Raw genomic sequence first — 21277 nt, forward strand, 5'->3', positions numbered from 1 at the left:
GCTCAGAAGTTATTGCAGGTGTCGAAAGCCGTTTTAAGAATCGGTATCAACGGCTGATTGTCTGGGTTGCTCACCGTCAGCTGCGCCAACCGCTGGCGTTCAGCGGGCGCCGCGGCGAGGAACCGCCGCAAACCGGCCTGCATCTGCGGTGATGAGTTCAACATCGAGACATACTGTGGATCTTGCGCGTTCAACGCCGCGGCAACCTGCTGGTAATTGCAGGTGGTGTTGACGGCCGAACCCAGATCGGGATCTGCGGACGCGACCCCGGCGGTCAACGAAAGTGCCAGGCTGCCAACCGCTATCCCCAGTCCGGTCAAAAACAGCTTGATCATGTGGACTCCCTCCCTCCAACTGATCGCATCAACACTAATCGGCTCGCGTCATTGGGTGGCGGAAATCGTCGCTACATTGTCCTTGCTGTCATTCCGCCCGCCGGGTGAGCATCGATACATGGATAGAAGCCAGCGCGCCGCCGCCGTCCAGTTAGACGCCGTGCCCGCCGACGTCGACGCCAACCTCGCCGCCGTCGAGCGGCTCGTCGATGAGGCCGCCGCCGCCGGCGCAACCGTGATCGCACTGCCGGAGTTCTTCACCACCGGCATCGGCTTTCTGCCGGAACTCGCCGATGCCGCCCTGCCACCGGACGGCGAGGCCACCGAACTGCTGCTGGGCCTGGCCCGGCGCCATGGCGCGATGATCGGCGGGTCATTCTTGGCCAGGGACACCGACGGGCACGTACGCAACGCCTACGTGCTGGTCACCCCGGAAGGCGTAGCCGGTCGCCACGACAAGGACTTGCCCACCATGTGGGAGAACTCGTTTTACATCGGCGGCCACGACGACGGCATTATCTCGACCGGCGAGCTCACCGTAGGTGCCGCCGTGTGCTGGGAGCTCATGCGCACGCAGACGGTACACCGGCTCCGCGGGCGCATCGACCTGGCGATGACGGGGTCGGGCTGGTGGTCGGTTCCCCGCTGGCACCCGTCGGCCATGTTCCGCCGCATGGAAACCCGCAACGCGGCAACCGCGCAGCGAGCGGCCGAGTCCTTCGCCGGGTACGTCGGCGCGCCGGTGCTCCATGCGGCCCACGCCGGCGCACTGCGATCCCGGATGCCGTGGCTGCCAATCGATTACAGCGGCCGATTCGAAGGTGGAACCATGATCGTCGCCGCCGACGGTGCGGTGCTGGCTTCCCGCACCGCCGACGAGGGCGCGGGCGTCGTCGTCGCCGATGTCGTGATCGGCCGTCGCGCACCGAAAGCGCAACCGCCGAAAGGCTTTTGGCTGCATCGCCGGGGAGTCCTGCCGGCCATAACGTGGAACTACCAGCGGCTGCACGGCAGGCGCTACTACCGCCGTCATGTGGCGCATAGGGGCGGTTTCCGCCATTCACCAGCAGAAACAGGGTTCGCCTCATAGCTGCTACTTAACTAACGCATAGCCGCAACCACTGTTTACCCCCGCATCATGTGTCTCATGAGTGAAACACCTGAAACCCCCACTGTGCGGAGTTCCACCGCAACTGCACCGGCGGCGGCCACAGAGCCGGCGCTCTACCGGACCCCCCGGGTCTTTATCGCGGCGGCCTGGGTCGCCATCGTCGCCGGGATCGTGTTCATCGTCTCGGTCATCTTCTTCACGGGGATGGCGCTGGGGCATCACGGCGGTCATCACCACCATCACCACCACAAGCACCACGCGATGATGCACCGATTCGGCCCCGGCGGTCCGGGCGGCGGACCCGGCGCGAACGCTCCGGGTGCACCGGCACCGGCACCGGGAGCCGTGACGCCCGGCGCTCCCGGCCCCAGCCAGGTTCCGTCATCGGTCGCTCCGTCGCGGACGCCGTAGGGGAGAGTTCCACACCGTCCACGTGCTCACGGGGTGATAGGAGGACCCCGGCGGGCCGCTAACTGAACACCAAGTAGCCCGGCGCTCGTTCGAGCGCCGGGCTACCCGTCGTAACGGGCAGAGGGCAGGATCGAGGCATGAGCGAAACACCTGAACCGTCAACTCAGCCGACGTCCGCCCCGGCGCCTCCGCCGCCACCCGCAAGGGTCAAGCCCCCCGCGCTGTATGTGGCCGCGGCGTGGGTGGTGATCGTCGCCGGGATCGTTTTCATCCTCGCCACCGTGTTTTTCGCCGGCGCGATGGTCGTCGGGTACCACCATCACTGCCGTTACCACCACGGCATGATGTACGGCCCCGGAGGACCTGGCGGCCCCGGTGGCCCGCCGTGGGGCGGGCCGTGGGGATATGGCCCGGGTGCCTCGAGTGGTCCCGGCCAGTCGCCGACGACGAGTGCGCCGGCGCCGGCCCCGAACACGCAAGGTACTCCGCGGCCCTGATATCTGGGGTGCAACGACATTCGCCCGCCGGGCAACGGTGCTGGCATGATCGAGACCCATGACCATTGAAGTCGTTTACACCACGGAATCCACGGCGACCGGCGGCGGCCGCGACGGCCACGTGAAGTCCGACGACGGGCGGATCGACCTGGAAACCCGGCCGCCGAAGGCGATGGGCGGCAGCGGCGAAGGCACCAATCCCGAGCAGTTGTTCGCCGCCGGGTATGCGGCCTGCTTCCTGGGCGCGCTGCGCCTGGTCGCCGGCAAATCAAAAGTCACGCTGGACGACGCCACCAGCGTGAGCGTCGAAATCGGCTTCGGTAAGGATTCCGCGGGCGGATTCGGGCTGACGGGCAAGATCGTCGGCCACCTGCCGGGTGTGGAACAAAGCGTCGCCGACGATTTGGTGGAGCAGGCGCATCAGGTATGCCCGTACTCCAAGGCCACCCGCGGCAACGTCGACGTCGACGTCTCCGCGAAGGTCTAGCCGGGCCATTGGATCGGAGAATGCGGATCTGCGCCGCGGTCGCGACGATCGCCGTGACCGTGGGCGGCGCGTCGGCGATGCCCGTCGCGAGCGCCCACCCGTCGGAACCCGGGGTGGTCTCCTACGCGGTACTCGGCAAGGGGTCGGTCGGCAATATCGTCGGCGGGCCGATGGGCTGGGAATCGGTCTTCACCCAGCCGTTCCAGGGATATTGGGTCGACGTCGCGGAATGCAACAACTGGGCCGACATCGGATTGCCCGAGGTCTACAACGACCCCGACCTGGCGTCGTTCAACGGGGCCACCACGCAGACGTCGGCCAACGACCAGACCCACTTGGTCCGGCAGGCGGTCGGGGTGTTCGCGACCAACGACGCCGCGTCCCGAGCTTTCCATCGCGTGGTTGATCGAACCGTCGGTTGCTCGGGACAGACCACCGCCATGCATTTGGACAACGGCTCCACCCAGGTGTGGTCGTTCGACGGCGGGCCGGCGACCGGCACCGACGCCAACTGGACTAAGCAGGAAGCGGGCACCGATCGGCGTTGCTTCGATCAAACCCGGCTGCGCGAAAACGTGTTGCTGCAGGCGAAGGTCTGCCAATCTGGCAACGGCGGGCCCGCCGTCAACGTGCTGGCCGGAGCCATGCAGAACGCGCTGGGTCAGTAAACGGGTCGGGAATATGTCGGAGCGATCTGGAAGATGAAGTGACGGTGGCTATCGTCCCGATAGCCGCGAACATGGCGCCCGGCGATCCGTGGCCGGGCGCGGAGGGATCGTGATATGACGTTCGCCGCCACTTCCGCCGCGCTCGAAGCCGAGATGGCCAGTTCCACGGCAGCCGCGCAATACATCGCCGAGGGCTGTCTAGCGGATGCGCCCCTCGGGCCCGTCGGGCTGGAAATGGAAGGACATTGCCACGACCCGGCCGATCCCTTCCGGCGGCCGAGCTGGGCCGAAATCACCGACGTCATCGAGCGGTTGCCCACCCTGCCGGGCGGCAGCAGGGTCACCGTGGAACCGGGCGGCGCGGTCGAACTGTCCGGCCCGCCCGTCGACGGCGTGCTCGCGGCCCTCGACGCGATGCGCCGCGACCAGGCCGTGCTTCGGCCGGCCTTCGCCGACGCCGGGCTGGGCCTGGTATTCCTCGGGACGGATCCGCTGCGGCCGCCCGAGCGCATCAATCCCGGCACCCGTTACCGCGCCATGGAAGAGTTCTTCGCCGCCAGCGAATCCGGATCCGCGGGCGCGGCGATGATGACATCCACCGCGTCGATTCAGGTCAATCTGGACGCCGGGCCCAAGGATGGATGGGCGGCCCGTGTGCGGCTGGCGCATGCCCTGGGGCCGACGATGATCGCGATCGCCGCCAATTCGCCGATGCTGGGCGGCGAGTTCACCGGTTGGGTCTCGACCCGGCAGCGGGTGTGGGGCCAGATGGACTCGGCTCGCTGTGGGCCGATCCTGGGTGCCAGCGGCGACGACCCCGGCATCGACTGGGCGCGCTACGCGCTGAAGGCGCCCGTGATGCTCGTGCACACGCCGGAGGCGGTGCCGGTCACGAGCTGGGTCCCCTTCGCCGACTGGGTGGACGGCCGAGTGTTGCTGGGCGATCGCCGCCCCACCATCGCCGACCTGGAATACCACCTGACCACGCTGTTTCCGCCGGTCCGCCCCAGGCGGTGGCTGGAAATCCGCTACCTCGACAGCGTGCCGGACGCCTTCTGGCCCGCGGTCGTGTTCACCCTGGTGACCCTGCTCGATAACCCGGTCGCCGCCGACATCGCGGCCGAGGCCGTCGAACCGGTTGCCACCGCCTGGGACACCGCCGCCCAGGCCGGCCTGCGCGACCGGCGACTGTACGAGGCGGCCAATCGGTGCGTGGCCGCCGCCGCCGAGCAGGCTCCCCCTGAGCTGACCGACGCGATGGCGCGGTTGATTCGCTGCGTCGAGCGGGGCCGATGTCCCGGGGACGACTTCTCCGACCAGGTGATCGAGCACGGCATCGCGGCCGAGGTCTCGCGGGCCGCGAAAGCGCAAGGGGGCCCGTGACTTCCCGGGAGAGGCTTGCCGACGATCTGACCCGGGCGCGGACCCGGACGTTGCGGCTGACCGATTTCGACGACGCCGAGCTGTGCCGCCAGTACGACCCGTTGATGAGCCCACTGGTGTGGGACCTGGCGCACATCGGTCAGCAAGAAGAGCTGTGGCTGTTGCGCGGCGGGGACCCGCGCCGGCCGGGGATGCTGCCGCCCGCGGTCGAGGGCCTCTATGACGCGTTCGAGCACTCCCGCGCGAGCCGCGTCGACCTGCCGCTGCTGTCCCCGGAGCAGGCCCGATCCTATTGCCGCACAGTGCGATCCGCCGCGCTGGACGCGCTGGATGCCCTGCCCGACGACCCCGCCGGCGAGCGTGCCGCCTTCACGTACGGGATGGTGGTCAGCCACGAAAATCAGCACGACGAAACCATGTTGCAGGCCCTGAACCTACGCACCGGCGCGCCGCTGCTGCCCGACACGTCCACCCTGCCCGCGGGTCGGCCGGGGCTCGCCGGGACGTCGGTGCTGATTCCCGCCGGACCGTTCGTGCAGGGCGTGGACGCCGCGACCGAGCCCTACTCGTTGGACAACGAACGTCCCGCCCACGTCGTCGACGTGCCGGCATTCAGGATCGGCCGGGTCCCGGTCACCAACGGCGAATGGCAGCACTTCATCGACGACGGCGGCTACCACCAGCCGCACTGGTGGTCGGCGCGCGGTTGGCAGCACCGCCAGGGCGCGGGCCTGACCGGGCCGCAATTCTGGAGCTCCGATGCGCGAACGCGCACCCGATTCGGCCGCGTCGAAGAGATACCCGCCGACGAGCCGGTGCAGCACGTCACCTTTTTCGAGGCCGAGGCCTACGCGGCGTGGGCCGGTGCGCGGTTGCCCACCGAGACGGAATGGGAGAAGGCGTGCGCGTGGGATCCCGCGGCGGGGACGCGGCGTCGCTACCCGTGGGGCGAGCAGGATCCGTCGGACGCGCTCGCCAACCTGGGTGGCACGGCGCTGCGTCCCGCACCCGTCGGCGCATATCCGGGCGGCGCTTCGGCCTACGGGGTCGAGCAGCTGCTGGGCGATGTGTGGGAGTGGACCAGTTCTCCGCTGCGGCCCTGGCCGGGATTCGTCCCGATGATCTACGAGCGGTATTCCCAGCCGTTCTTCGACGGCGACTACCGGGTGCTGCGGGGCGGGTCGTGGGCGGTGGAGCCGTCCATCCTGCGGCCCAGCTTCCGCAACTGGGATCACCCGTTCCGCCGCCAGATCTTCTCCGGCGTCCGGCTGGCCTGGGATGCCCCCGACGCGGCAGGCTCCGGCTGATGTGCCGCCACCTCGGCTGGCTCGGGGCCGACGTCACCGTCTCCTCGCTGGTGCTGGAACCGCCGTCCGGGCTGCGGGTGCAGTCCTATGCCCCGCGCCGGCAAAAGTACGGCCTGATGAACGCCGACGGTTGGGGCATCGGGTTTTTCGACCAAGACGTGGCTCGGCGCTGGCGCAGCGCGGCGCCGCTGTGGGGTGACGCATCGTTCGAGTCGGTCGCGCCGGTACTGCGCAGCCACTGCGTGGTGGCCGCCGTCCGCTCGGCGACCGTCGGCATGCCGATCGAGGCCAGCGCGACCGCGCCGTTCAGCAACGGACGCTGGCTGTTGTCGCACAACGGGGTGGTCGACCGCACCGTGTTGCCGCTGACGTCGTCGGCCGAATCCGTCTGTGACAGCGCGATACTCGCGGCGGCCATCTTCGAGCGCGGGCTCGACGCGCTGGGCGACACCATCGCCGAGATCGGCACGGCGGACCCCCTCGCGCGACTGAACATATTGGCCGCCAACGGGTCTCGGCTGCTCGCCACCGCCTGGGGTGACACGCTGTGCATCCTGCGCCGCGCAGACGGTGTGGTGCTGGCCAGCGAGCCGTATGACGACGACTCCGACTGGGAGGACGTGCCGGACCGCCACCTGGTCGAAGTCACCGCGAAGGGTGTCACGATGACGCCTCTGGACCACCCGCCGAAAGGATCTCGATGACGTTGTCGCTGTCCAATCACCTCGCCGCCGACTCGGCGCATCACGCGCTGCGCCGCGATGTGCTCGACGGCCTGCGGCGCACACCGAAATCGCTGCCGCCCAAGTGGTTTTACGATTCGGTGGGCAGTGAGCTGTTCGACCAGATCACCCGGTTGCCCGAGTACTACCCGACGCGCGCCGAGGCCGAGATCCTGCGCGCCCGGTCCGCCGAAATCGCGGTGGCCAGCGAGGCCGACACCTTGGTCGAACTGGGCAGTGGCACGTCGGAGAAGACCCGGCTGCTGCTGGACGCGCTGCATGGCCGCGGGTCGTTGCGCCGGTTCGTGCCGTTCGACGTCGACGCCGGCGTCCTATCCGCCGCGGCGACCGCCATCCAGAGCGAGTACGCGGGCGTTGAGATCAAAGCCGTCTGCGGCGATTTCGAGGAACATCTGACCGAGATTCCCGGCGGGGGCCGCCGCCTGTTCGTCTTCCTCGGCTCGACGATCGGCAACCTCACGCCCGGACCGCGTGCGGAGTTCCTCGCGGCCCTGTCGGCGGTGATGCGGCCCGGGGACAGCCTGCTGCTCGGCACCGACCTGGTCAAGGACACCGGCAGGCTGGTGCGCGCGTACGACGACGCGGCCGGGGTGACCGCGGCCTTCAATCGCAACGTGCTGGCGGTGATCAATCGCGAACTCGACGCCGATTTCGACGTCGCGGCATACCGGCACGTGGCCCGCTGGAACGCGGGCGAGGAACGCATCGAGATGTGGCTGCGGGTCGATCACGAGCAGCGGGTGCGCGTCGGTGCGCTGGAGCTGACCGTCGACTTCGCGGCCGGCGAGGAAATGCTCACCGAGGTGTCGTGCAAGTTCCACCCGGACGGGGTGAACACCGAATTGGCCACCGCGGGACTGCGTCGCATCCGCTGGTGGACCGACGCCGCCGGTGATTTCGGGTTGTCGTTAGCCGTCAAGTGAGCGATTCACTGGCCGACCGATGGCGGGAGGCCCGCCCGCCGATGGCCGGATTACACCTGGACAGTGCGGCCTGTTCGCGCCAGAGTCTCGCGGTCATCGATGCGACCGCGCAGCACGCGCGCTACGAGGCCGAAGTCGGCGGGTATGTCGCCGCCGAGGCCGCGACGCCCGCGCTCGATGCCGGGCGCGCCGCGTTCGCCGCGCTGAGCGGGATGCCCGACGCCGAGGTGGTGTACACCACCGGCTCGCTGAACGCGCTGGATCTGCTGCTCGGTGGCTGGCCCGCGGATCGCCGGACGGTCGCCTGCCTGCCCGGCGAATACGGCCCCAACCTGGCGTTGATGGAGATCCACGGGTTCGAGCGACGGCTGCTGCCGACCCTGGACGACGGCCGGGTGGCGCTCGACGACGCGGCGTTGGCCCTCGAGGACAACCCGCCCGATTTCGTCCACCTGACCACGGTGGCCAGCCATAGCGGGGTAGTCCAGCCGGCGGCGATGGTTGCGAAGCTGTGCGCCGAATTGGGCCTGCCGTTGGTCGTGGACGCCGCCCAGGCGCTGGGCCACGTGGACACCGCGGTGGGCGCCGACGTCACGTATTCCTCGTCGCGCAAGTGGATCGCCGGGCCGCGGGGTGTGGGTGCGCTCGCCGTGCGCCCCGACCTGATGGAGCGGTTGCGTCCGAGGCTGGCCGCGCCCGAGTGGGCCGTGAAATCGGGGTCGCCGACGGTGGCCCAGCAGCTGGAATTCGGCGAGGCCAATGTCGCTGCGCGCGTGGGGTTTTCGGTGGCCCTGGGGGAACATCTGGCCTGCGGCGCCGAGGCGGTGCGGGCCCGGCTGGCCGAGTTGGGCGCGCTCAGCCGCAGCGTGCTGGCCGACGTGCCCGGGTGGGCGGTGATCGAGGAGATCGAAGAGCCCAGCGCGATCACCACTTTGGCCCCGGTCGGCGGCGCCGACGCAGCGGCCGTGCGCGAATGGTTGCTGCGCGAACGGCGCATCCTGACCACCTACGCGGGGGTCCAGCGAGCGCCCCTGGAACTGACCGGGCCGGTGCTGCGGATCTCGCCGCACGCCGACACCACGGCCGACGACCTCGGTGCCTTCGCCGAGGCACTGCGGGCCGCGACCGCGGCTTTGTCTGCTTGAGGCCTAGCCGGCCTTGTGCGCCGTGAGCAGGTAGGCGGGAAACTTCATCCGGCCCTTTTCGTCGCGGTCGTGCGGCGGGAATTCGAACGGTGCGTCGGGGATCTGGGGAACTTTCGCGTGGATATAGGCGGGCCGAATGTCGTCGATCTCCCAGTACTTGCTCACCGCGGCGCGCAACTCGTCCTCGTCGACCTCGTTCGGCTTCGGTTCCATCTCCGCGGGGAACGCACCCTTGGCGAACACCAGCACGTAGTAGCTGGCGCCCGGGGCCGCCGCGCGGTGCACCGAGCTCAGGTAGCCGTCGCGGCCCTCGACCGGCAGCGAGTGAAACAGCGTGCTGTCCACGACCGTGTTGAACCGGCCGTCGTAACCGGAGAACGAGGTGATGTCGGCCTGCACGAAGCTGGCCGTGCTCAAGCCGCGTTCTTCGGCCGCCTTGGTCGCCGCCGCGATGGCGGTGGGGGTTAGGTCGACGCCGACCACGGTGTAGCCCTCGGCGGCCAGCGCCAGCGACAGCTCGGCGTACCCGCAGCCCGCGTCCAGCACGTCGCTGCGGAACTTGCCGGCCGCAAGCAGCGCCGCCAGTTCGGGCTGCGGCTCACCGATATTCCACGGCGGCGGGCCCTGGAACTGGCCCTGCTCGCGGTATGCACTGTCCCAGTCCAAGATGTCAGAACACATGACCCCCAACGTACGCGCGCCTACGACGGCCAGGTGTGCACCGGCTCGTTGGCGTGCATGTGTTCGCAGTAGCGGCGCAGCATCTCGGCCAGCGCCGCGGGCCGCGTCATCCCGCCGTCCTGCAGCGCCCGCACCGTGGCCACCTGCCAGCTGGCGCCGTTGCGTCCGCTCGCGGCGCGGCCCTCGATGACGCCGAGGAACCGGTCGCGGGCCGCGGCGGCGACGCCCCACCGCCGCAGCCCTTCGTCGGCCATCGGAAGCAGCGTGTTCAACACCAATTCCGGCGCCGTCACGTGGTCCAGGCCCGGCCAGTGCAGGCGGGCGGCAATGCCGTTGCGGGCCGCCTCGACGAAATTGGCATGCGCCGCAGCGAAACTCATTTTCGTCCAAAGTGGGTCGTCGGCTTCGGACAAGACGCGCAGCATGCCGTAGTAGAAGGCCGAGTTCGCCAGCATGTCGATCACGGACGGACCGGCCGGCAACACCCGATTCTCCAGCCGCACATGCGGGCGTCCGTCGACGACGTCGTACACCGGGCGATTCCACCGGTACACGGTGCCGTTGTGCAGGCGCAATTCCGATAGCGCGGGAATGCGTCCGGCGGCCAGCTCGGCGGCCGGATCCTCGTCGGACAGCTCGGGCAGCAGGGACGGGAAGTAGCTGATGTTCTCCTTGAACAGGTCGAGGATCGACGTGATCCAGCGTTCGCCGAACCACACGCGCGGCCGCACTCCCTGGGTGGTGAGTTCCTCGGTGCGGGTATCGGTGGACTGCGTGAACACTTCGATACGGGTCTCCGACCACAGTTGGTGGCCGAAGAAGTAGGGCGAATTCGCGCCCAGGGCCAGCTGCGGGCCGGCCAGCACCTGCGCGGCGTTCCAGTTGGCGGCGAAATCGCGCGGGGCCACCTGTAGATGCAATTGCATGCTGGTGCAAGCGGATTCGGGCGCGATGGTGGCGGTGTTCCAGCTCAACGGCTCTGGGCCGTCGATATCGATCTCGATGTCCTCGCCGCGAGCGCTGAAGATGGACTCGTTGAGGGCCGCGTATCGGGTCGACTCGCTCATCCAGCCCTCGTCGAGATGTTCGGGTCGCAGTGTCGGCAGGATGCCGATCATCACGATGTGTGCCCCGCTGGCGTTGGCCTTGGTCTCCGCGTCGTTGAGGCTGGCCCGCACCTCCGCCTCCAGGTCCAGGGCGGTGTGACCGGGCAGCGGGCGGGGCGGCACATTGAATTCGATGTTGTAGGCGCCCAATTCGGATTGGTAGGCCGGATCCGCGATGGCGTCCAGCACGTAGCGATTCGACATCGCGGGCTGGTAGTCGGCGTCGACGAGGTTGCACTCGATCTCCATGCCGGTGAGGGGCCGGTCGGCGTCGAAGTGTGATTGCGAGAGCATGGTCTCGAAGACGTCCAGACACAACTGCACCTTGCGCCGGTATTCCCGCCGATGTGCGTGGTCATAGGTGGTGCGCTTGACCTCTTCGCCCACAATGCCGATGGAACATGTTTACCGGCGGCAACGCAAGTTTCCGGTCGGCGTGTGGGTAGACCATCATGGACGATGACACGAGGAGGAGAGCGCTTGGCCGACTTCGTCGCCGCCATAGACCAGGGCACCACCAGCACCCGCTGCATGATCTTCGACCACGCCGGGACCGAGGTCGCCCGTCACCAGCTCGAGCACGAGCAGATCCTGCCGCGCGCGGGCTGGGTCGAGCACGACCCGGTCGAGATTTGGGAGCGCACGTCCTCGGTGCTGACGTCGGTGCTGAACCGAACCGATCTGGCGGCGAAAGACATTGCCGCCCTGGGAATCACGAACCAGCGCGAGACCACGCTGGTATGGAATCGGCGCACCGGGCGCCCCTACTACAACGCGATCGTCTGGCAGGACACGCGCACCGACCGAATCGCGTCGGCGCTGGAGCGCGACGGTCGCGGCGACGTGATCCGGCGCAAAGCGGGCCTGCCGCCGGCGACCTACTTCTCCGGGGGAAAGCTGCAGTGGATCCTGGACAACGTCGACGGGGTGCGCGAGGCCGCCGAAAGCGGTGACGCGCTGTTCGGCACCGCCGACACCTGGGTGTTGTGGAATCTGACCGGCGGCCCGCGCGGCGGCGTGCACGTCACCGACGTCACCAACGCCAGCCGCACCATGCTGATGGACCTGGAAACGCTGGACTGGGACGACGAGCTGTTGTCGTTCTTCTCGATTCCGCGTGCGATGCTGCCGGCGATCGCGCCGTCGTCGTCGCCGGAACCGTACGGCGTCACCACCGATACCGGTCCCGTCGCCGGCGAGGTGCCGATTACCGGCGTCCTCGGCGACCAGCATGCCGCCATGGTCGGTCAGGTGTGCCTGGCCGCGGGGGAGGCGAAAAACACCTACGGCACGGGCAATTTCCTGCTGCTCAACACCGGTGAGACGATCGTTCGATCTCGCAACGGCCTGCTGACCACCGTCTGCTACCAGTTCGGAAACGCCAAACCCGTTTACGCGCTTGAGGGTTCGATTGCGGTGACGGGCTCGGCGGTGCAGTGGCTGCGCGACCAGTTGGGCATCATCAGCGGCGCGGCACAGAGTGAGGCGCTGGCCCGTCAGGTCGCCGACAACGGCGGGGTGTATTTCGTGCCGGCGTTTTCCGGGCTGTTCGCCCCGTACTGGCGATCCGATGCCCGCGGCGCGATCGTCGGGCTGTCCCGGTTCAACACCAACGCGCACCTGGCCCGCGCGACCCTTGAGGCGATCTGCTACCAGAGTCGCGACGTGGTCGACGCGATGAAAGCCGATTCCGGTGTGCGCCTTGAGGTTTTGAAGGTCGACGGCGGTATCACCGGCAACGACCTGTGCATGCAGATTCAGGCGGACGTGCTGGGCGTGGACGTCGTGAGGCCGGTGGTCGCCGAGACCACCGCGCTCGGCGCGGCCTACGCCGCGGGTCTGGCCGTCGGGTTTTGGGCGGACCCGGGCGAGCTGCGCGCGAACTGGCACGAGGATAGGCGATGGTCGCCGGAGTGGAGCGACGACGAGCGCGCCGCCGGGTATGCCGGCTGGCGCAAGGCGGTGCAGCGGACCCTGGATTGGGTCGATGTGACCTGATCCAGGGTCCGCCGACCGTCAGTCCTCGCCGAGGATGCCGTAGATCTCCCGTCGCGCATTGTTGAGGATGTCGACGATGCGCTGCTGCTGGTCGGAAGAGGCGGTGTGCGCGGACTGCGCGACCGCCCCGAACAGCTGGCCTGCGGCGGTGCGCAGGTTGACGTGGCCCGGGTCGGCGCCCTTGGCGATCTCGTCCCACGGCGGGGTTTCGATCTTCTCGGCCGCCGCGCGGCCCTGGTCAGTCAGCTCGAAAAGCTTCTTGCTGCCGTCGGTTTCGGTCGCGGTGATCAAGCCTTCGTCGGCCAGTAGCTGCAGCGTCGGGTAGACGGAGCCCGGGCTGGGCTGCCAGATTCCGTCGCTGCGTTCGGCGATCTGCTGGATCATCTCGTAGCCGTGCATCGGCCGCTCGGCGAGCAGCACCAGGATGGCCGCCCGCACATCGCCGCGGCGTCCGCGGCCTGGACCGCCGCGACGCCATCCGCCGCGCCGGCCGCCGGGGCCGAAGCCGAAGCCGGGACCGAACCCGGGACCGAAGCCGGGACCGAATCCCGGCCCGAAGCCGGGCCCGAAGCCCTGGTTGCCGGCCTGGTCGCGAAGGTGTTCGCGGAATTCTCGCCGGGCCTGCCGCCTCGCCTCATGCAGGGCGCGCCGCTGAGCGGGAGCCGGGCCGGGGCCGAAACCGAAGCCCAGGCCGGGTCGAGCGCCGAATGGACCGTCGGGAGGGGTGAATGGATTGGTCATTGTCTAGTCCTTACGTCTGTTGGGTCGCGCACCGGTCGTGCGCTTCGGTAGATCACGATATATCGTAAACTAACGCGATGCAATGAGATATTCCAGGTTTGCGTCCGAACTCGACGGGTAGCACCTGTGGGATGGACGCAAATAACTCCAACGTGACGTTCGACAGCGCAACGCGGAGTGCGACGGGTCAGGCGCAGGGCGAAGCGCGTGGACGCCGCGTCTGGCCGTGGGTCAACTGGGCGTTGGCGCTGTCCACGGTGCCGGCGGCCGCGCTCGTGATGCTCTTTGCGCTGGGCGCCGTGATGAGTACCGACGGCTGCAGCGATCGCAGTTGTCCGAACCTGGGCCGCGGCGGGATCGACTTCGGTGTCGCGTTCTACGGCGCGCCCGTGGTGGCGTTCGTCGTCATCGCCGTCTCGGTCTTCACCGCCAAGCGCCGTGGCGGCATCGTCGTTCCGCTGGCCGGATGGGCGCTGCTGATCATCGACGTGATCTGGATGGCGTTTACCGTCTCCGGCTAGCGGCAATCAGCGAGGCGGCGAGAAGCCGCCGGCCTGCGGATCCTGCTGCGGCCAGGGAACGGCCGGCGGCGCGCCGGCCGGCGCGGGTGACCCGGCTGGCCACGGCGTCGGCCCGGCCGGCGGCCACGGTCCTGGCGCCGGCATCGTGGGACGTAGCCGCGCCAGTTCGCGGCGGTGGCGTTCGGCAAGGACCGCGGCGAGCACCAGCTCCGGCGGTGCGCCGGGCGGGGGCGGCGGCGCGATGCGCGACACCACGTCCCCGGCGATCCGGTACGCCATCTGCTGGCGTAGCTGTCGATCGAGTTGTGGTGCGCGGGAAAGGAATTGGCGCGCAACCTCGGCTTGGCCGGCGGACAGCCCGGACAGCTGCAGCGACGTCGCCCACCACGCCAGCGCCGGGGGCATGGCCGGCGGCGGACTCGATCGTGGGCCTCGCTCACTCACCACGACCGTGCCGGCGAAGATGTCGCCGACGCGTTTGGCCTTCGGCGACAGCATGCTGCAGATGACGGCGGGACTGCCGAGAAACATCCATATCTCCACCACCGCGGCCAGCGCGCGAAACACCACCTGGCGGAAGCGTTCTGGGCCACCGTCGTCGGACACCACCCGCAGCCCCATCACGATCTTGCCCACCGACCGTCCGCGCGTGGCGGTTTCGAAGGTCAACGGGTAACCGATCATCACCAGCACGGTGAAGATGATCAGGACGGCCGCGCTCAGCGCGCTGTCGAACTGCGTCAGGGTGGCGGCCCACAGCATCAGCCCGAGCAGGTAGAAGACGAACATCACCGTGATGTCGATCAGCGCGCCCACCGCCCGCACCGGCAGCTGGGCGATCTGGACGTCGAGGACCACCGCGTCCCCGGTCACCACCTCCGACATACCACCGAACGGTACAGGCGAATTAGGCTGCTCAGGGTGGACGTCGACGCATTCGTGCTGACCCATCGCGCGACCTGGGACCGACTGGACCAGTTGGTCAAGCGCCGCCGGTCGCTGACCGGCGCGGAAGTCGACGAACTGGTCGAGCTGTACCAGCGCGTGTCCACCCATCTGTCGATGCTGCGGTCGGTCAGCACGATCGGGTCGGATTCGCTGATGGTCGGCCGGCTCTCGAGCCTGATCGCGCGCGCCCGGTCCGCGGTGACGGGTGCCCACGCGCCGCTGAGCAGTGCGTTCATCCGGTTCTGGACGGTGTCGTTCCCGGTGGTGGCCTATCGCAGCTGGCGTTGGTGGCTGGGGACGGCGGCGGCATTCTTCGCCATGGTGCTGGTCATCGGGTTCTGGGTGGCGAGCAATCCGGAGGTGCAATCCGCGATCGGAACACCCACCGACATCGATCAACTGGTGAACCACGACGTCGCGTCGTATTACAGCGAGCACCCGGCCGCAGCGTTCGCCCTGCAGATCTGGGTGAACAACGCGTGGGTTGCGGCCCAGTGCATCGCGTCGGCCGTCGTGCTGGGGCTGCCGATTCCGGTCGTGTTGTTCGAGAACGCGGCCAACCTGGGACTGATCGCCGGCCTGATGTTCCACGCCGGTAAGGGCGGGATCTTGCTGGGTCTGCTTGCTCCGCACGGGCTGCTGGAGCTGACGGCGGTATTCCTGGCGGCCGGATCGGGGATGCGGTTGGGCTGGTCGGTGATATCGCCCGGGGATCGGCCCCGCGGCCAGGTCCTTGCCGAACAGGGCCGCGGGGTGGTGTCGGTCGCCGTGGGGCTGGTGGGTGTGCTGCTGGTTGCCGGGTTGATAGAGGCGTTGGTGACGCCGTCGCCGTTGCCGACGTTCGTCCGGGTCGGCATCGGAATCGTCGCCGAGGCGGCGTTCCTGTTTTACATCGTCTACTTCGGCCGGCGCGCGGTAAAGGCCGGCGAGACCGGCGATATCGACGACGCGCCCGATATCGTCCCGACCGCCTGATCGAGCCCGAAAGCCCAAGCCGAAAGTTAAAGCCGCCCCGTCGCTTTCATCGCCAAATAGTGGTCGGCCAGGGCGGGCGCCAGCTCCGTCGGAACGGCGTCGACCACGTCTACCCCGCCGTGGCGCAGCCGCGACGCGATGGCGCGGCGGTCGTTGCGGGAGCGCTCGGCGGCCGCCGCGTCGTACACCGCGGCGGGGTCGGAGCGCCCGGCGGCCATTTGGTCGACGCGCGGGTCGGCGCACGCGGCGATCATCACGTGGTGTTTGGCGGACAGCCGCGGCAGGATCGGCAGCAGACCCTCGTCCAGCGCGGTCGCGTTGAGGTCGGTCAGCAGCACCACCAGCGAGCGTCGTCGCGTGCGCCGTAAAATGGCGGCAACCATTGCGCGCCAATCGGATTCGACCAGCGTGGGCTGCAGCGGAGCCATCGCTTCGACCAGTTGGGCGAGCAGCTCGGTGCGCGACGCGCCGAATACGCCGGCCCGGCTCACCCGGTCGTGGGCGAGGAAGTCGACGTGGTCACCGGCCCGCGACGCGAGCGCCGCCAGCAGCAGGGCCGCGTCCATCGACCAGTCCAGCCGGGGCCACCCGGCGGGATCGGCGGCGGTCGGGTCGACGCCGACGCGACCGGCCGCCATCCGCCCGGTGTCCAGCACGATCACCACCCGCCGGTCGCGTTCGGGGCGCCACGTGCGAACCATGACGTCGGCGCGGCGCGCGGTCGCACGCCAGTCGATCGAGCGGACGTCATCGCCGACGACATACTCGCGCAGCGAGTCGAATTCGGTTCCCTGCCCGCGGATCAGAGTCGGCAGCAGCCCGTCGATCTCCCGCAGCTTGGCAAGCCGCGACGGCAGGTGCTTGCGGGACAGGAAGGGCGGCAGCACCCGTACCTGTCCGGGTACCGGCTGAGAACGCTGGCGTCCGGCGAAGCCGAGCGGCCCGATCGAACGGGCCGTGACGACGGCCGCGCGCTGATCGCCGCGGCGAACCGGTTGCAGGACGCTGAGGACGTGCTGGCGCTGCCCGGCGGCGATGTCGACGGCGTGAATGCGGGGTTCGGCACGCGCGCTCGGTGGCCAGGCGTCGCGGATCTGGCCGCGGAAGCGCCGGCGGCCGTCGTTATAGATGTCCAGGCTCGCGTCGACCTCCTGTCCGAGTCGCGCCGAACAGTCGGGGGACCGGGTGAAGCGCAATGCTCCGGGGCTGGCCGCCAGCGCGATATCGGCGGCGACGACTACCGCCAGCGCCACCAGCAGCGCCACGAAAGCCTTTGCCGGCCAAGGCGACAGCGCGATCGGCAGAACCAGGATCAGTGCCGCCAGGCCGGTCCGTCCGGTCAGGATCACTAGCGGGGCACCGGAACCGACGCCAGGATTCCTTCGAGCACGCCGTCGGGGGTGGCGCCTTCGAGCTCCGCCTCGGGGCGCAGCATCACCCGGTGCCGCAGCGTCGGGCGCGCCATGGCCTTCACGTCGTCGGGCGTGACGTAGTTGCGGCCGGACAGCCACGCCCAGGATCGGGCCGTGCCCAGTACCGCCGTCGCCCCGCGTGGTGACACGCCCAGCTGCAAGGCCGGTGAGGAGCGGGTGGCCGCGACGATGTCGACGATGTAGCCCAACACCTCGTCGGCGACCAGCACCTGCTGGACCGCTTCCCGGCCGGCCGCCAGTTCGGCGGTGCCGGCAACCGGCTTGATATCCGACAGATCGCGCGGATCGAAGCCGTGCGCGTGCCGGGCGAGGATGGCGATCTCGGAATCACGCTGCGGCAGCGTCACATTCAGTTTGAGGAGGAAGCGGTCCAGTTGCGCTTCGGGCAATTGATAGGTGCCCTCGTATTCGATCGGGTTCTGTGTCGCGGCGACGATGAACGGGTCGGGCAGCGGTTTGGCTTCACCCTCCACGCTGACCTGACGCTCTTCCATCGCCTCGAGCAGCGCGGCCTGGGTTTTCGGTGGGGTGCGGTTGATCTCGTCGGCCAGCAGCAGGTTGGTGAACACCGGGCCCGGCCGGAATTCGAACGCGGCGGTGCGCGCGTCGTACACCAGTGAACCGGTAACGTCGCCGGGCATCAGGTCGGGGGTGAACTGCACCCGCTTGAATTCCAGCTGCAGTGCGGCGGCCAACGCCCGGACCAGCAGCGTCTTCGCCACTCCCGGAACGCCTTCCAGCAGCACATGGCCGCGACACAGCAGCGCGATCACGAGGCCGCTGACGACTCCTTCCTGCCCGACGACGGCCTTGGCCAGCTCGGTTCGTAACGCCAGCAACGCATTTCGCGCGGACTCGGCGACGGGGGTCTGTGGTGGGGACGATTGTGTCACGAGTGTGCGACCAGCCTTTCGATTTCGTCGAGCGCTCGGGCAAGTTGTAGGAGGTCATTGTCGGTGGCCGGCGGCGGGCCGAACAGGTGGTAGGCAACGAATCCCGCGTCGGCCCCGCTGCGCTCGGCCACGGTCGTCACCACCGCCGGCGGCGCCGCGCCCGCGCCCAGGCCGAGCCGCGGCACCAGCCGCTGCAATGTGGCGGTGCGCAACGCTTCGGCGGCGCGGTCGCGGGCCCGACGGGACCGGTAGAGCCGGCCGCGGCCCTCCACGGTCTCCGACGCCCGCACCACGACCGGTAATGCCTCGGCCACCAGCGGACCCGGCCGGCGGCCCTTCCACAGCGCAACCAGCAGCACGACCACGCACAGCTGCCAGACGATCCAGGTGACGTTTTCCGGGATCATGTCGTAAATCGATGCGGGGGAGGATGTTTCGCCCTCGACGCGATGCGGCGCGTACCAGATGACCCGGGGCCGGGCGCCGGCGAGGTTCATCGCCAGCGCCGCATTGCCCGCCTGCAACAGGCCGCGGTTGGTCATGAAATCGCTGCTGCCGACGGCCGTCACGGTCCGCCCGTGGTCCCGGAACCGGATCAGTATCCCGCCGTAGCAGCGGGTCATCGTGCGCCCGTCCTTGGCCTCGTAGGTGACGCTCGGGCCGAAGCGCACCGCTCCGGCCCGAGTGGCCTCGCGCAGCGAGCAATCGGGGTTGCTGTCGAAGTTGCTGGTGGGCTTGATGCCCACGCCCGGCATCAGAGCCTCGCGGGTTCGTGCCGTGGGCTCCACCAAGAGGAGATCTCCGGGGGCCTTCGCCAGGCGGTCCAGCAGGGCGTCGTCGGTCAGATACTGGCTCTGCGCCACCACGATGAGCGTGTTGGGGCGCGCCGCCCGCTCGACGTCGGCGATGCTGTTGGCCGCGATGACCTCGACGCCGCCGTCGCGCAGCAGGGTGACCAGCGCGTGCGCACCGTCGGTCCCGGTCGAAGCGGGATCCATCGGGGTGCCGGGCCGCGGTTCGGTCAGGTACGCGCCGATCCCGGCGATGACGGTGAGCACCACCAGGGTGAGCAGCACCCAGGCCCATACGCGCCATCGCGCCGCCGGACGCTTCTCGATGGTGGCCGTCATCGGACCTGCGCCCATGATTCGGCGGCGACATGGTGCGCCGTCGTCGAGGCAGCGGCCGGCCCTCGCGAGCGGAGGTGGTCGTCCAGGTCTGCGATCATTTGGTAAGCGGCCTGGGTACCGGGCCGCTCACCGTAGGTGACGTCATTGAATGCCGTTGCCGCCTCGGACAATTCACCCGCCAGATGAGGCAACGCCGCGCCGGCGTCCCGCGCCAGTTCGTTGGCGGTGCGGCCCGGAGCCGGGTTGAGGATGCCGGTCTCCTCGAGCTGGCGGGCGACGGCGCGCAACCGGTGCCGAATAGCTGCGGTCCAATTCCCTTCCGCCGCATAGCTTTCTGCGGTCGCGCGATGCTGGGCGGCGGTGAGCTGGGCGGCTTCGAAGAGCTGGTGGTCGCCGCCGCGTCTGGTGCGCATGGTGCGCCGGGCGATGCGGATCCCGACCACCACCGCGATCCCCAGCAGGATCAGCAGCACCATGGTGGTGAACCAGCCGCCCGGTATCGAGGCGGTCTTTTGCAACAGCCGGTAGATCTGTTCGTTGAGCCACTCGACGAATTGCTGTGTCGCGGAAGCCTTCGCGTAGATCGGCTTGCCCAGTTCTGTCTGGGCCGCCAGGTGGGCGCCATCGCGGTCGATGTCGATGGAAGGCACTGTCAGCTCGTCCTCGCTCGGCCCCTACGCGGGCCGGGTCAGCCACAGGTTGTCGGTGGACGCGGTCGCGTAGGGCCCGCCGGCGGCGCCGGTCTGCAGCACCAGGTCGAACGCTTCGGCGCGCATGCGGCGGTCGGTGTAGAGCAGGACGATGACTCCGGCGTTGAAGGGTGCGGTGACGATCTCACCGATTGCCGCCCCGACGGAGGCGATCGAGGTGCTGATGAGCAGCGCCGAAATGGACGTGTCCCCGGCAAACATGATCTGGCCCACGATGCTGAACGGCGTGGCCATCGCGTTGGCGATGACGGATGCCACGATGAACGTCAGGGTCCGAATCCCCAGCACCCTCCAGAAACCATTGCGAACCAGCGCAAAGGAGCGGGTGATCGCGTCCATGACCGGCAGCCGCTCCAGCACGATGAGCACGGGCGCGAACAGCACCACCGTGTAGAGGTACACCAGCACCGCGATCATGCCGAGCAGCAGCGGGAATCCCAGCAACACCGCCAGGGCACCGTTGCCGATCGCCGCGGCCACGGCGAGGATCACCGCGACCAACCCCGCAAGGGCCACCACCACGGCGGCTTCCAGCAGCGCGAGGCCGAGCAGGGGCAGCAGCCGCCCGCGAATCTTGGCCCACGTTTCGCCGATGGTGATCGTCGAACCGAACACCGCCCGCCCGACGATGACGGTGAGCATTCCGGACAGCATCATGCTGCCGAGCCAGGTGACCAGCAGGCTGCCCGACATCGACGCCAGCCACGCGCCCACGACGGCTAAGGACAGCTCGTCCGGCTTGTCCGTGTTGAGCCGGCCGTAGGCGGCCAACGGTCCGAAGAAGGCGATCCGCGTGATGATCTGCATGACCACGACCACCAGTGCGGTCAATCCCAGCGTCGCCTTCGGGTTGGTGCGGATGTAGCCGACGGCGCCGTTGAAGATGTCGCTCAGCGACAACGGGCGCAGCGGGATGATCCCGGGCTTGAGCGGCACCTGGCCCGGCGGGGACTGGCCATAGCCCGGCCAGGCACCGAAGCCCGGTGGCGCGCCGTACCCGGGCGGCGGGCCGTACCCCGGTGGCGGCCCGTATCCGGGTGGCGGCCCGTATCCGGGTGGCGGCCCGTACCCCGGTGGCGGCCCGTACCCCGGTGGCGGCCCGTACCCGGGCGGGGGGCCGTACGCGGGGGG

At 69.0% G+C, this 21277-nt stretch carries 23 protein-coding genes; 13 read left to right on the forward strand and 10 right to left on the reverse strand.

Features of this window, described 5'->3' with window-relative positions; all coding sequences use genetic code 11:
• Positions 1-2: 2 nt before the first annotated feature.
• A complete protein-coding gene (locus A5744_RS06780; RefSeq protein ID WP_076059494.1) occupies positions 3-335 on the reverse strand; it encodes a hemophore-related protein in 333 nt (110 codons plus the stop codon).
• 118 nt (positions 336-453) lie between these two features.
• On the opposite strand from A5744_RS06780, the gene A5744_RS06785 reads away from it, so the two are divergent.
• The 10 genes from A5744_RS06785 (at position 454) to egtE (ending at position 9010) form a co-directional block, all read left to right on the forward strand.
• Positions 454-1425, forward strand: coding sequence for a carbon-nitrogen hydrolase family protein (locus A5744_RS06785; protein WP_076059496.1), 972 nt, complete (start codon positions 454-456; stop codon positions 1423-1425).
• Positions 1426-1473: 48 nt separating this feature from the next.
• The gene (locus tag A5744_RS06790) at positions 1474-1857 is read left to right on the forward strand and encodes a hypothetical protein (RefSeq protein ID WP_233148048.1); all 384 of its coding nucleotides are present in this window, start codon (positions 1474-1476) and stop codon (positions 1855-1857) included.
• Between the two features lie 137 nt (positions 1858-1994).
• Positions 1995-2354 (forward strand): hypothetical protein, encoded by a 360-nt coding sequence (locus A5744_RS06795; protein WP_076059499.1) that lies wholly within the window; start codon positions 1995-1997, stop codon positions 2352-2354.
• Positions 2355-2412: 58 nt separating this feature from the next.
• On the forward strand, positions 2413-2841 hold the full coding sequence (locus tag A5744_RS06800; RefSeq protein ID WP_076059501.1) for an organic hydroperoxide resistance protein: 429 nt from the start codon (positions 2413-2415) through the stop codon (positions 2839-2841).
• 20 nt (positions 2842-2861) lie between these two features.
• Entirely contained in the window at positions 2862-3509 is a 648-nt protein-coding gene (locus A5744_RS06805) for a sensor domain-containing protein (protein ID WP_076059503.1), read from the forward strand.
• A gap of 114 nt (positions 3510-3623) precedes the next feature.
• Positions 3624-4892 carry an ergothioneine biosynthesis glutamate--cysteine ligase EgtA gene (egtA, locus tag A5744_RS06810; RefSeq protein WP_076059505.1) on the forward strand — a complete coding sequence of 423 codons (1269 nt, stop codon included), beginning with the start codon at positions 3624-3626 and terminating at the stop codon, positions 4890-4892.
• Complete coding sequence (gene egtB / locus A5744_RS06815; protein WP_076059506.1) at positions 4889-6199, forward strand: ergothioneine biosynthesis protein EgtB; 1311 nt, start codon at positions 4889-4891, stop codon at positions 6197-6199. The genes egtA and egtB overlap by 4 nt, the downstream gene beginning before the upstream one ends.
• Complete coding sequence (gene egtC, locus A5744_RS06820; protein ID WP_076059508.1) at positions 6199-6903, forward strand: ergothioneine biosynthesis protein EgtC; 705 nt, start codon at positions 6199-6201, stop codon at positions 6901-6903. Before egtB ends, egtC begins: the two co-directional genes overlap by 1 nt.
• Positions 6900-7865, forward strand: a complete 966-nt coding sequence (gene egtD / locus A5744_RS06825; RefSeq protein WP_076059510.1) for an L-histidine N(alpha)-methyltransferase — start codon at positions 6900-6902, stop codon at positions 7863-7865. The genes egtC and egtD overlap by 4 nt, the downstream gene beginning before the upstream one ends.
• Positions 7862-9010: an ergothioneine biosynthesis PLP-dependent enzyme EgtE gene (egtE, locus tag A5744_RS06830; RefSeq protein ID WP_076059512.1), complete on the forward strand. Its 1149-nt coding sequence runs from the start codon at positions 7862-7864 to the stop codon at positions 9008-9010. The genes egtD and egtE overlap by 4 nt, the downstream gene beginning before the upstream one ends.
• Positions 9011-9013: 3 nt before the next feature.
• On the opposite strand, the gene A5744_RS06835 is transcribed toward egtE, so the two are convergent.
• Complete coding sequence (locus tag A5744_RS06835) at positions 9014-9691, reverse strand: class I SAM-dependent methyltransferase (RefSeq protein ID WP_076059514.1); 678 nt, start codon at positions 9689-9691, stop codon at positions 9014-9016.
• A 20-nt stretch (positions 9692-9711) separates the two neighbouring features.
• Positions 9712-11184, reverse strand: a complete 1473-nt coding sequence (locus A5744_RS06840; RefSeq protein ID WP_076059515.1) for a glutamate--cysteine ligase — start codon at positions 11182-11184, stop codon at positions 9712-9714.
• Between the two features lie 72 nt (positions 11185-11256).
• Here A5744_RS06840 and glpK point away from each other — a divergent pair, with 72 nt between their 5' ends.
• Positions 11257-12795: a glycerol kinase GlpK gene (gene glpK / locus A5744_RS06845; protein ID WP_076059517.1), complete on the forward strand. Its 1539-nt coding sequence runs from the start codon at positions 11257-11259 to the stop codon at positions 12793-12795.
• Between the two features lie 18 nt (positions 12796-12813).
• Here glpK and A5744_RS06850 read toward each other — a convergent pair whose 3' ends face one another.
• Positions 12814-13536, reverse strand: a complete 723-nt coding sequence (locus tag A5744_RS06850) for a PadR family transcriptional regulator (protein ID WP_076059519.1) — start codon at positions 13534-13536, stop codon at positions 12814-12816.
• A 131-nt stretch (positions 13537-13667) separates the two neighbouring features.
• On the opposite strand from A5744_RS06850, the gene A5744_RS06855 reads away from it, so the two are divergent.
• Positions 13668-14057 carry a hypothetical protein gene (locus A5744_RS06855; protein ID WP_076059520.1) on the forward strand — a complete coding sequence of 130 codons (390 nt, stop codon included), beginning with the start codon at positions 13668-13670 and terminating at the stop codon, positions 14055-14057.
• A gap of 6 nt (positions 14058-14063) precedes the next feature.
• Here the strand turns inward: A5744_RS06855 and A5744_RS06860 are convergent, their stop codons facing one another.
• Entirely contained in the window at positions 14064-14942 is an 879-nt protein-coding gene (locus A5744_RS06860; RefSeq protein WP_076059522.1) for an RDD family protein, read from the reverse strand.
• A 36-nt stretch (positions 14943-14978) separates the two neighbouring features.
• Between A5744_RS06860 and A5744_RS06865 the strand changes: the two genes are divergently transcribed.
• Positions 14979-15980 (forward strand): stage II sporulation protein M, encoded by a 1002-nt coding sequence (locus A5744_RS06865; protein ID WP_076059524.1) that lies wholly within the window; start codon positions 14979-14981, stop codon positions 15978-15980.
• A gap of 26 nt (positions 15981-16006) precedes the next feature.
• Here A5744_RS06865 and A5744_RS06870 read toward each other — a convergent pair whose 3' ends face one another.
• The 5 genes from A5744_RS06870 to A5744_RS06890 all read right to left on the reverse strand — a co-directional run.
• Positions 16007-17329 (reverse strand): DUF58 domain-containing protein, encoded by a 1323-nt coding sequence (locus A5744_RS06870; protein WP_076059526.1) that lies wholly within the window; start codon positions 17327-17329, stop codon positions 16007-16009.
• Complete coding sequence (locus A5744_RS06875) at positions 17329-18306, reverse strand: MoxR family ATPase (RefSeq protein ID WP_076059528.1); 978 nt, start codon at positions 18304-18306, stop codon at positions 17329-17331. Before A5744_RS06875 ends, A5744_RS06870 begins: the two co-directional genes overlap by 1 nt.
• Positions 18303-19451: a DUF4350 domain-containing protein gene (locus A5744_RS06880; RefSeq protein WP_076059530.1), complete on the reverse strand. Its 1149-nt coding sequence runs from the start codon at positions 19449-19451 to the stop codon at positions 18303-18305. The genes A5744_RS06875 and A5744_RS06880 overlap by 4 nt, the downstream gene beginning before the upstream one ends.
• A complete protein-coding gene (locus A5744_RS06885) occupies positions 19433-20086 on the reverse strand; it encodes a DUF4129 domain-containing protein (protein WP_076059532.1) in 654 nt (217 codons plus the stop codon). The genes A5744_RS06880 and A5744_RS06885 overlap by 19 nt, the downstream gene beginning before the upstream one ends.
• A 24-nt stretch (positions 20087-20110) precedes the next feature.
• On the reverse strand, positions 20111-21277 hold a 1167-nt coding region (locus tag A5744_RS06890; protein WP_076059563.1), incomplete at its 5' end, for a hypothetical protein.

The organism is Mycobacterium sp. IS-1264 (assembly GCF_001954195.1).
Lineage (GTDB): Bacteria > Actinomycetota > Actinomycetes > Mycobacteriales > Mycobacteriaceae > Mycobacterium.

What these genes read in the sequence shown, in the direction of transcription:
- egtC (WP_076059508.1), top strand. Translation starts at nt 6,199, where the DNA reads ATGTGCCGCCACCTCGGCTGGCTCGGGGCCGACGTCACCGTCTCCTCG.
- A5744_RS06785 (WP_076059496.1), top strand. Translation starts at nt 454, where the DNA reads ATGGATAGAAGCCAGCGCGCCGCCGCCGTCCAGTTAGACGCCGTGCCC.
- A5744_RS06780 (WP_076059494.1), bottom strand. Translation starts at nt 335, where the DNA reads ATGATCAAGCTGTTTTTGACCGGACTGGGGATAGCGGTTGGCAGCCTG.
- A5744_RS06805 (WP_076059503.1), top strand. Translation starts at nt 2,862, where the DNA reads ATGCGGATCTGCGCCGCGGTCGCGACGATCGCCGTGACCGTGGGCGGC.
- A5744_RS06855 (WP_076059520.1), top strand. Translation starts at nt 13,668, where the DNA reads ATGGACGCAAATAACTCCAACGTGACGTTCGACAGCGCAACGCGGAGT.
- A5744_RS06790 (WP_233148048.1), top strand. Translation starts at nt 1,474, where the DNA reads ATGTGTCTCATGAGTGAAACACCTGAAACCCCCACTGTGCGGAGTTCC.
- A5744_RS06800 (WP_076059501.1), top strand. Translation starts at nt 2,413, where the DNA reads ATGACCATTGAAGTCGTTTACACCACGGAATCCACGGCGACCGGCGGC.
- A5744_RS06880 (WP_076059530.1), bottom strand. Translation starts at nt 19,451, where the DNA reads ATGGGCGCAGGTCCGATGACGGCCACCATCGAGAAGCGTCCGGCGGCG.
- A5744_RS06795 (WP_076059499.1), top strand. Translation starts at nt 1,995, where the DNA reads ATGAGCGAAACACCTGAACCGTCAACTCAGCCGACGTCCGCCCCGGCG.
- egtA (WP_076059505.1), top strand. Translation starts at nt 3,624, where the DNA reads ATGACGTTCGCCGCCACTTCCGCCGCGCTCGAAGCCGAGATGGCCAGT.
- glpK (WP_076059517.1), top strand. Translation starts at nt 11,257, where the DNA reads ATGACACGAGGAGGAGAGCGCTTGGCCGACTTCGTCGCCGCCATAGAC.
- A5744_RS06850 (WP_076059519.1), bottom strand. Translation starts at nt 13,536, where the DNA reads ATGACCAATCCATTCACCCCTCCCGACGGTCCATTCGGCGCTCGACCC.
- A5744_RS06835 (WP_076059514.1), bottom strand. Translation starts at nt 9,691, where the DNA reads ATGTGTTCTGACATCTTGGACTGGGACAGTGCATACCGCGAGCAGGGC.
- egtD (WP_076059510.1), top strand. Translation starts at nt 6,900, where the DNA reads ATGACGTTGTCGCTGTCCAATCACCTCGCCGCCGACTCGGCGCATCAC.
- A5744_RS06860 (WP_076059522.1), bottom strand. Translation starts at nt 14,942, where the DNA reads ATGTCGGAGGTGGTGACCGGGGACGCGGTGGTCCTCGACGTCCAGATC.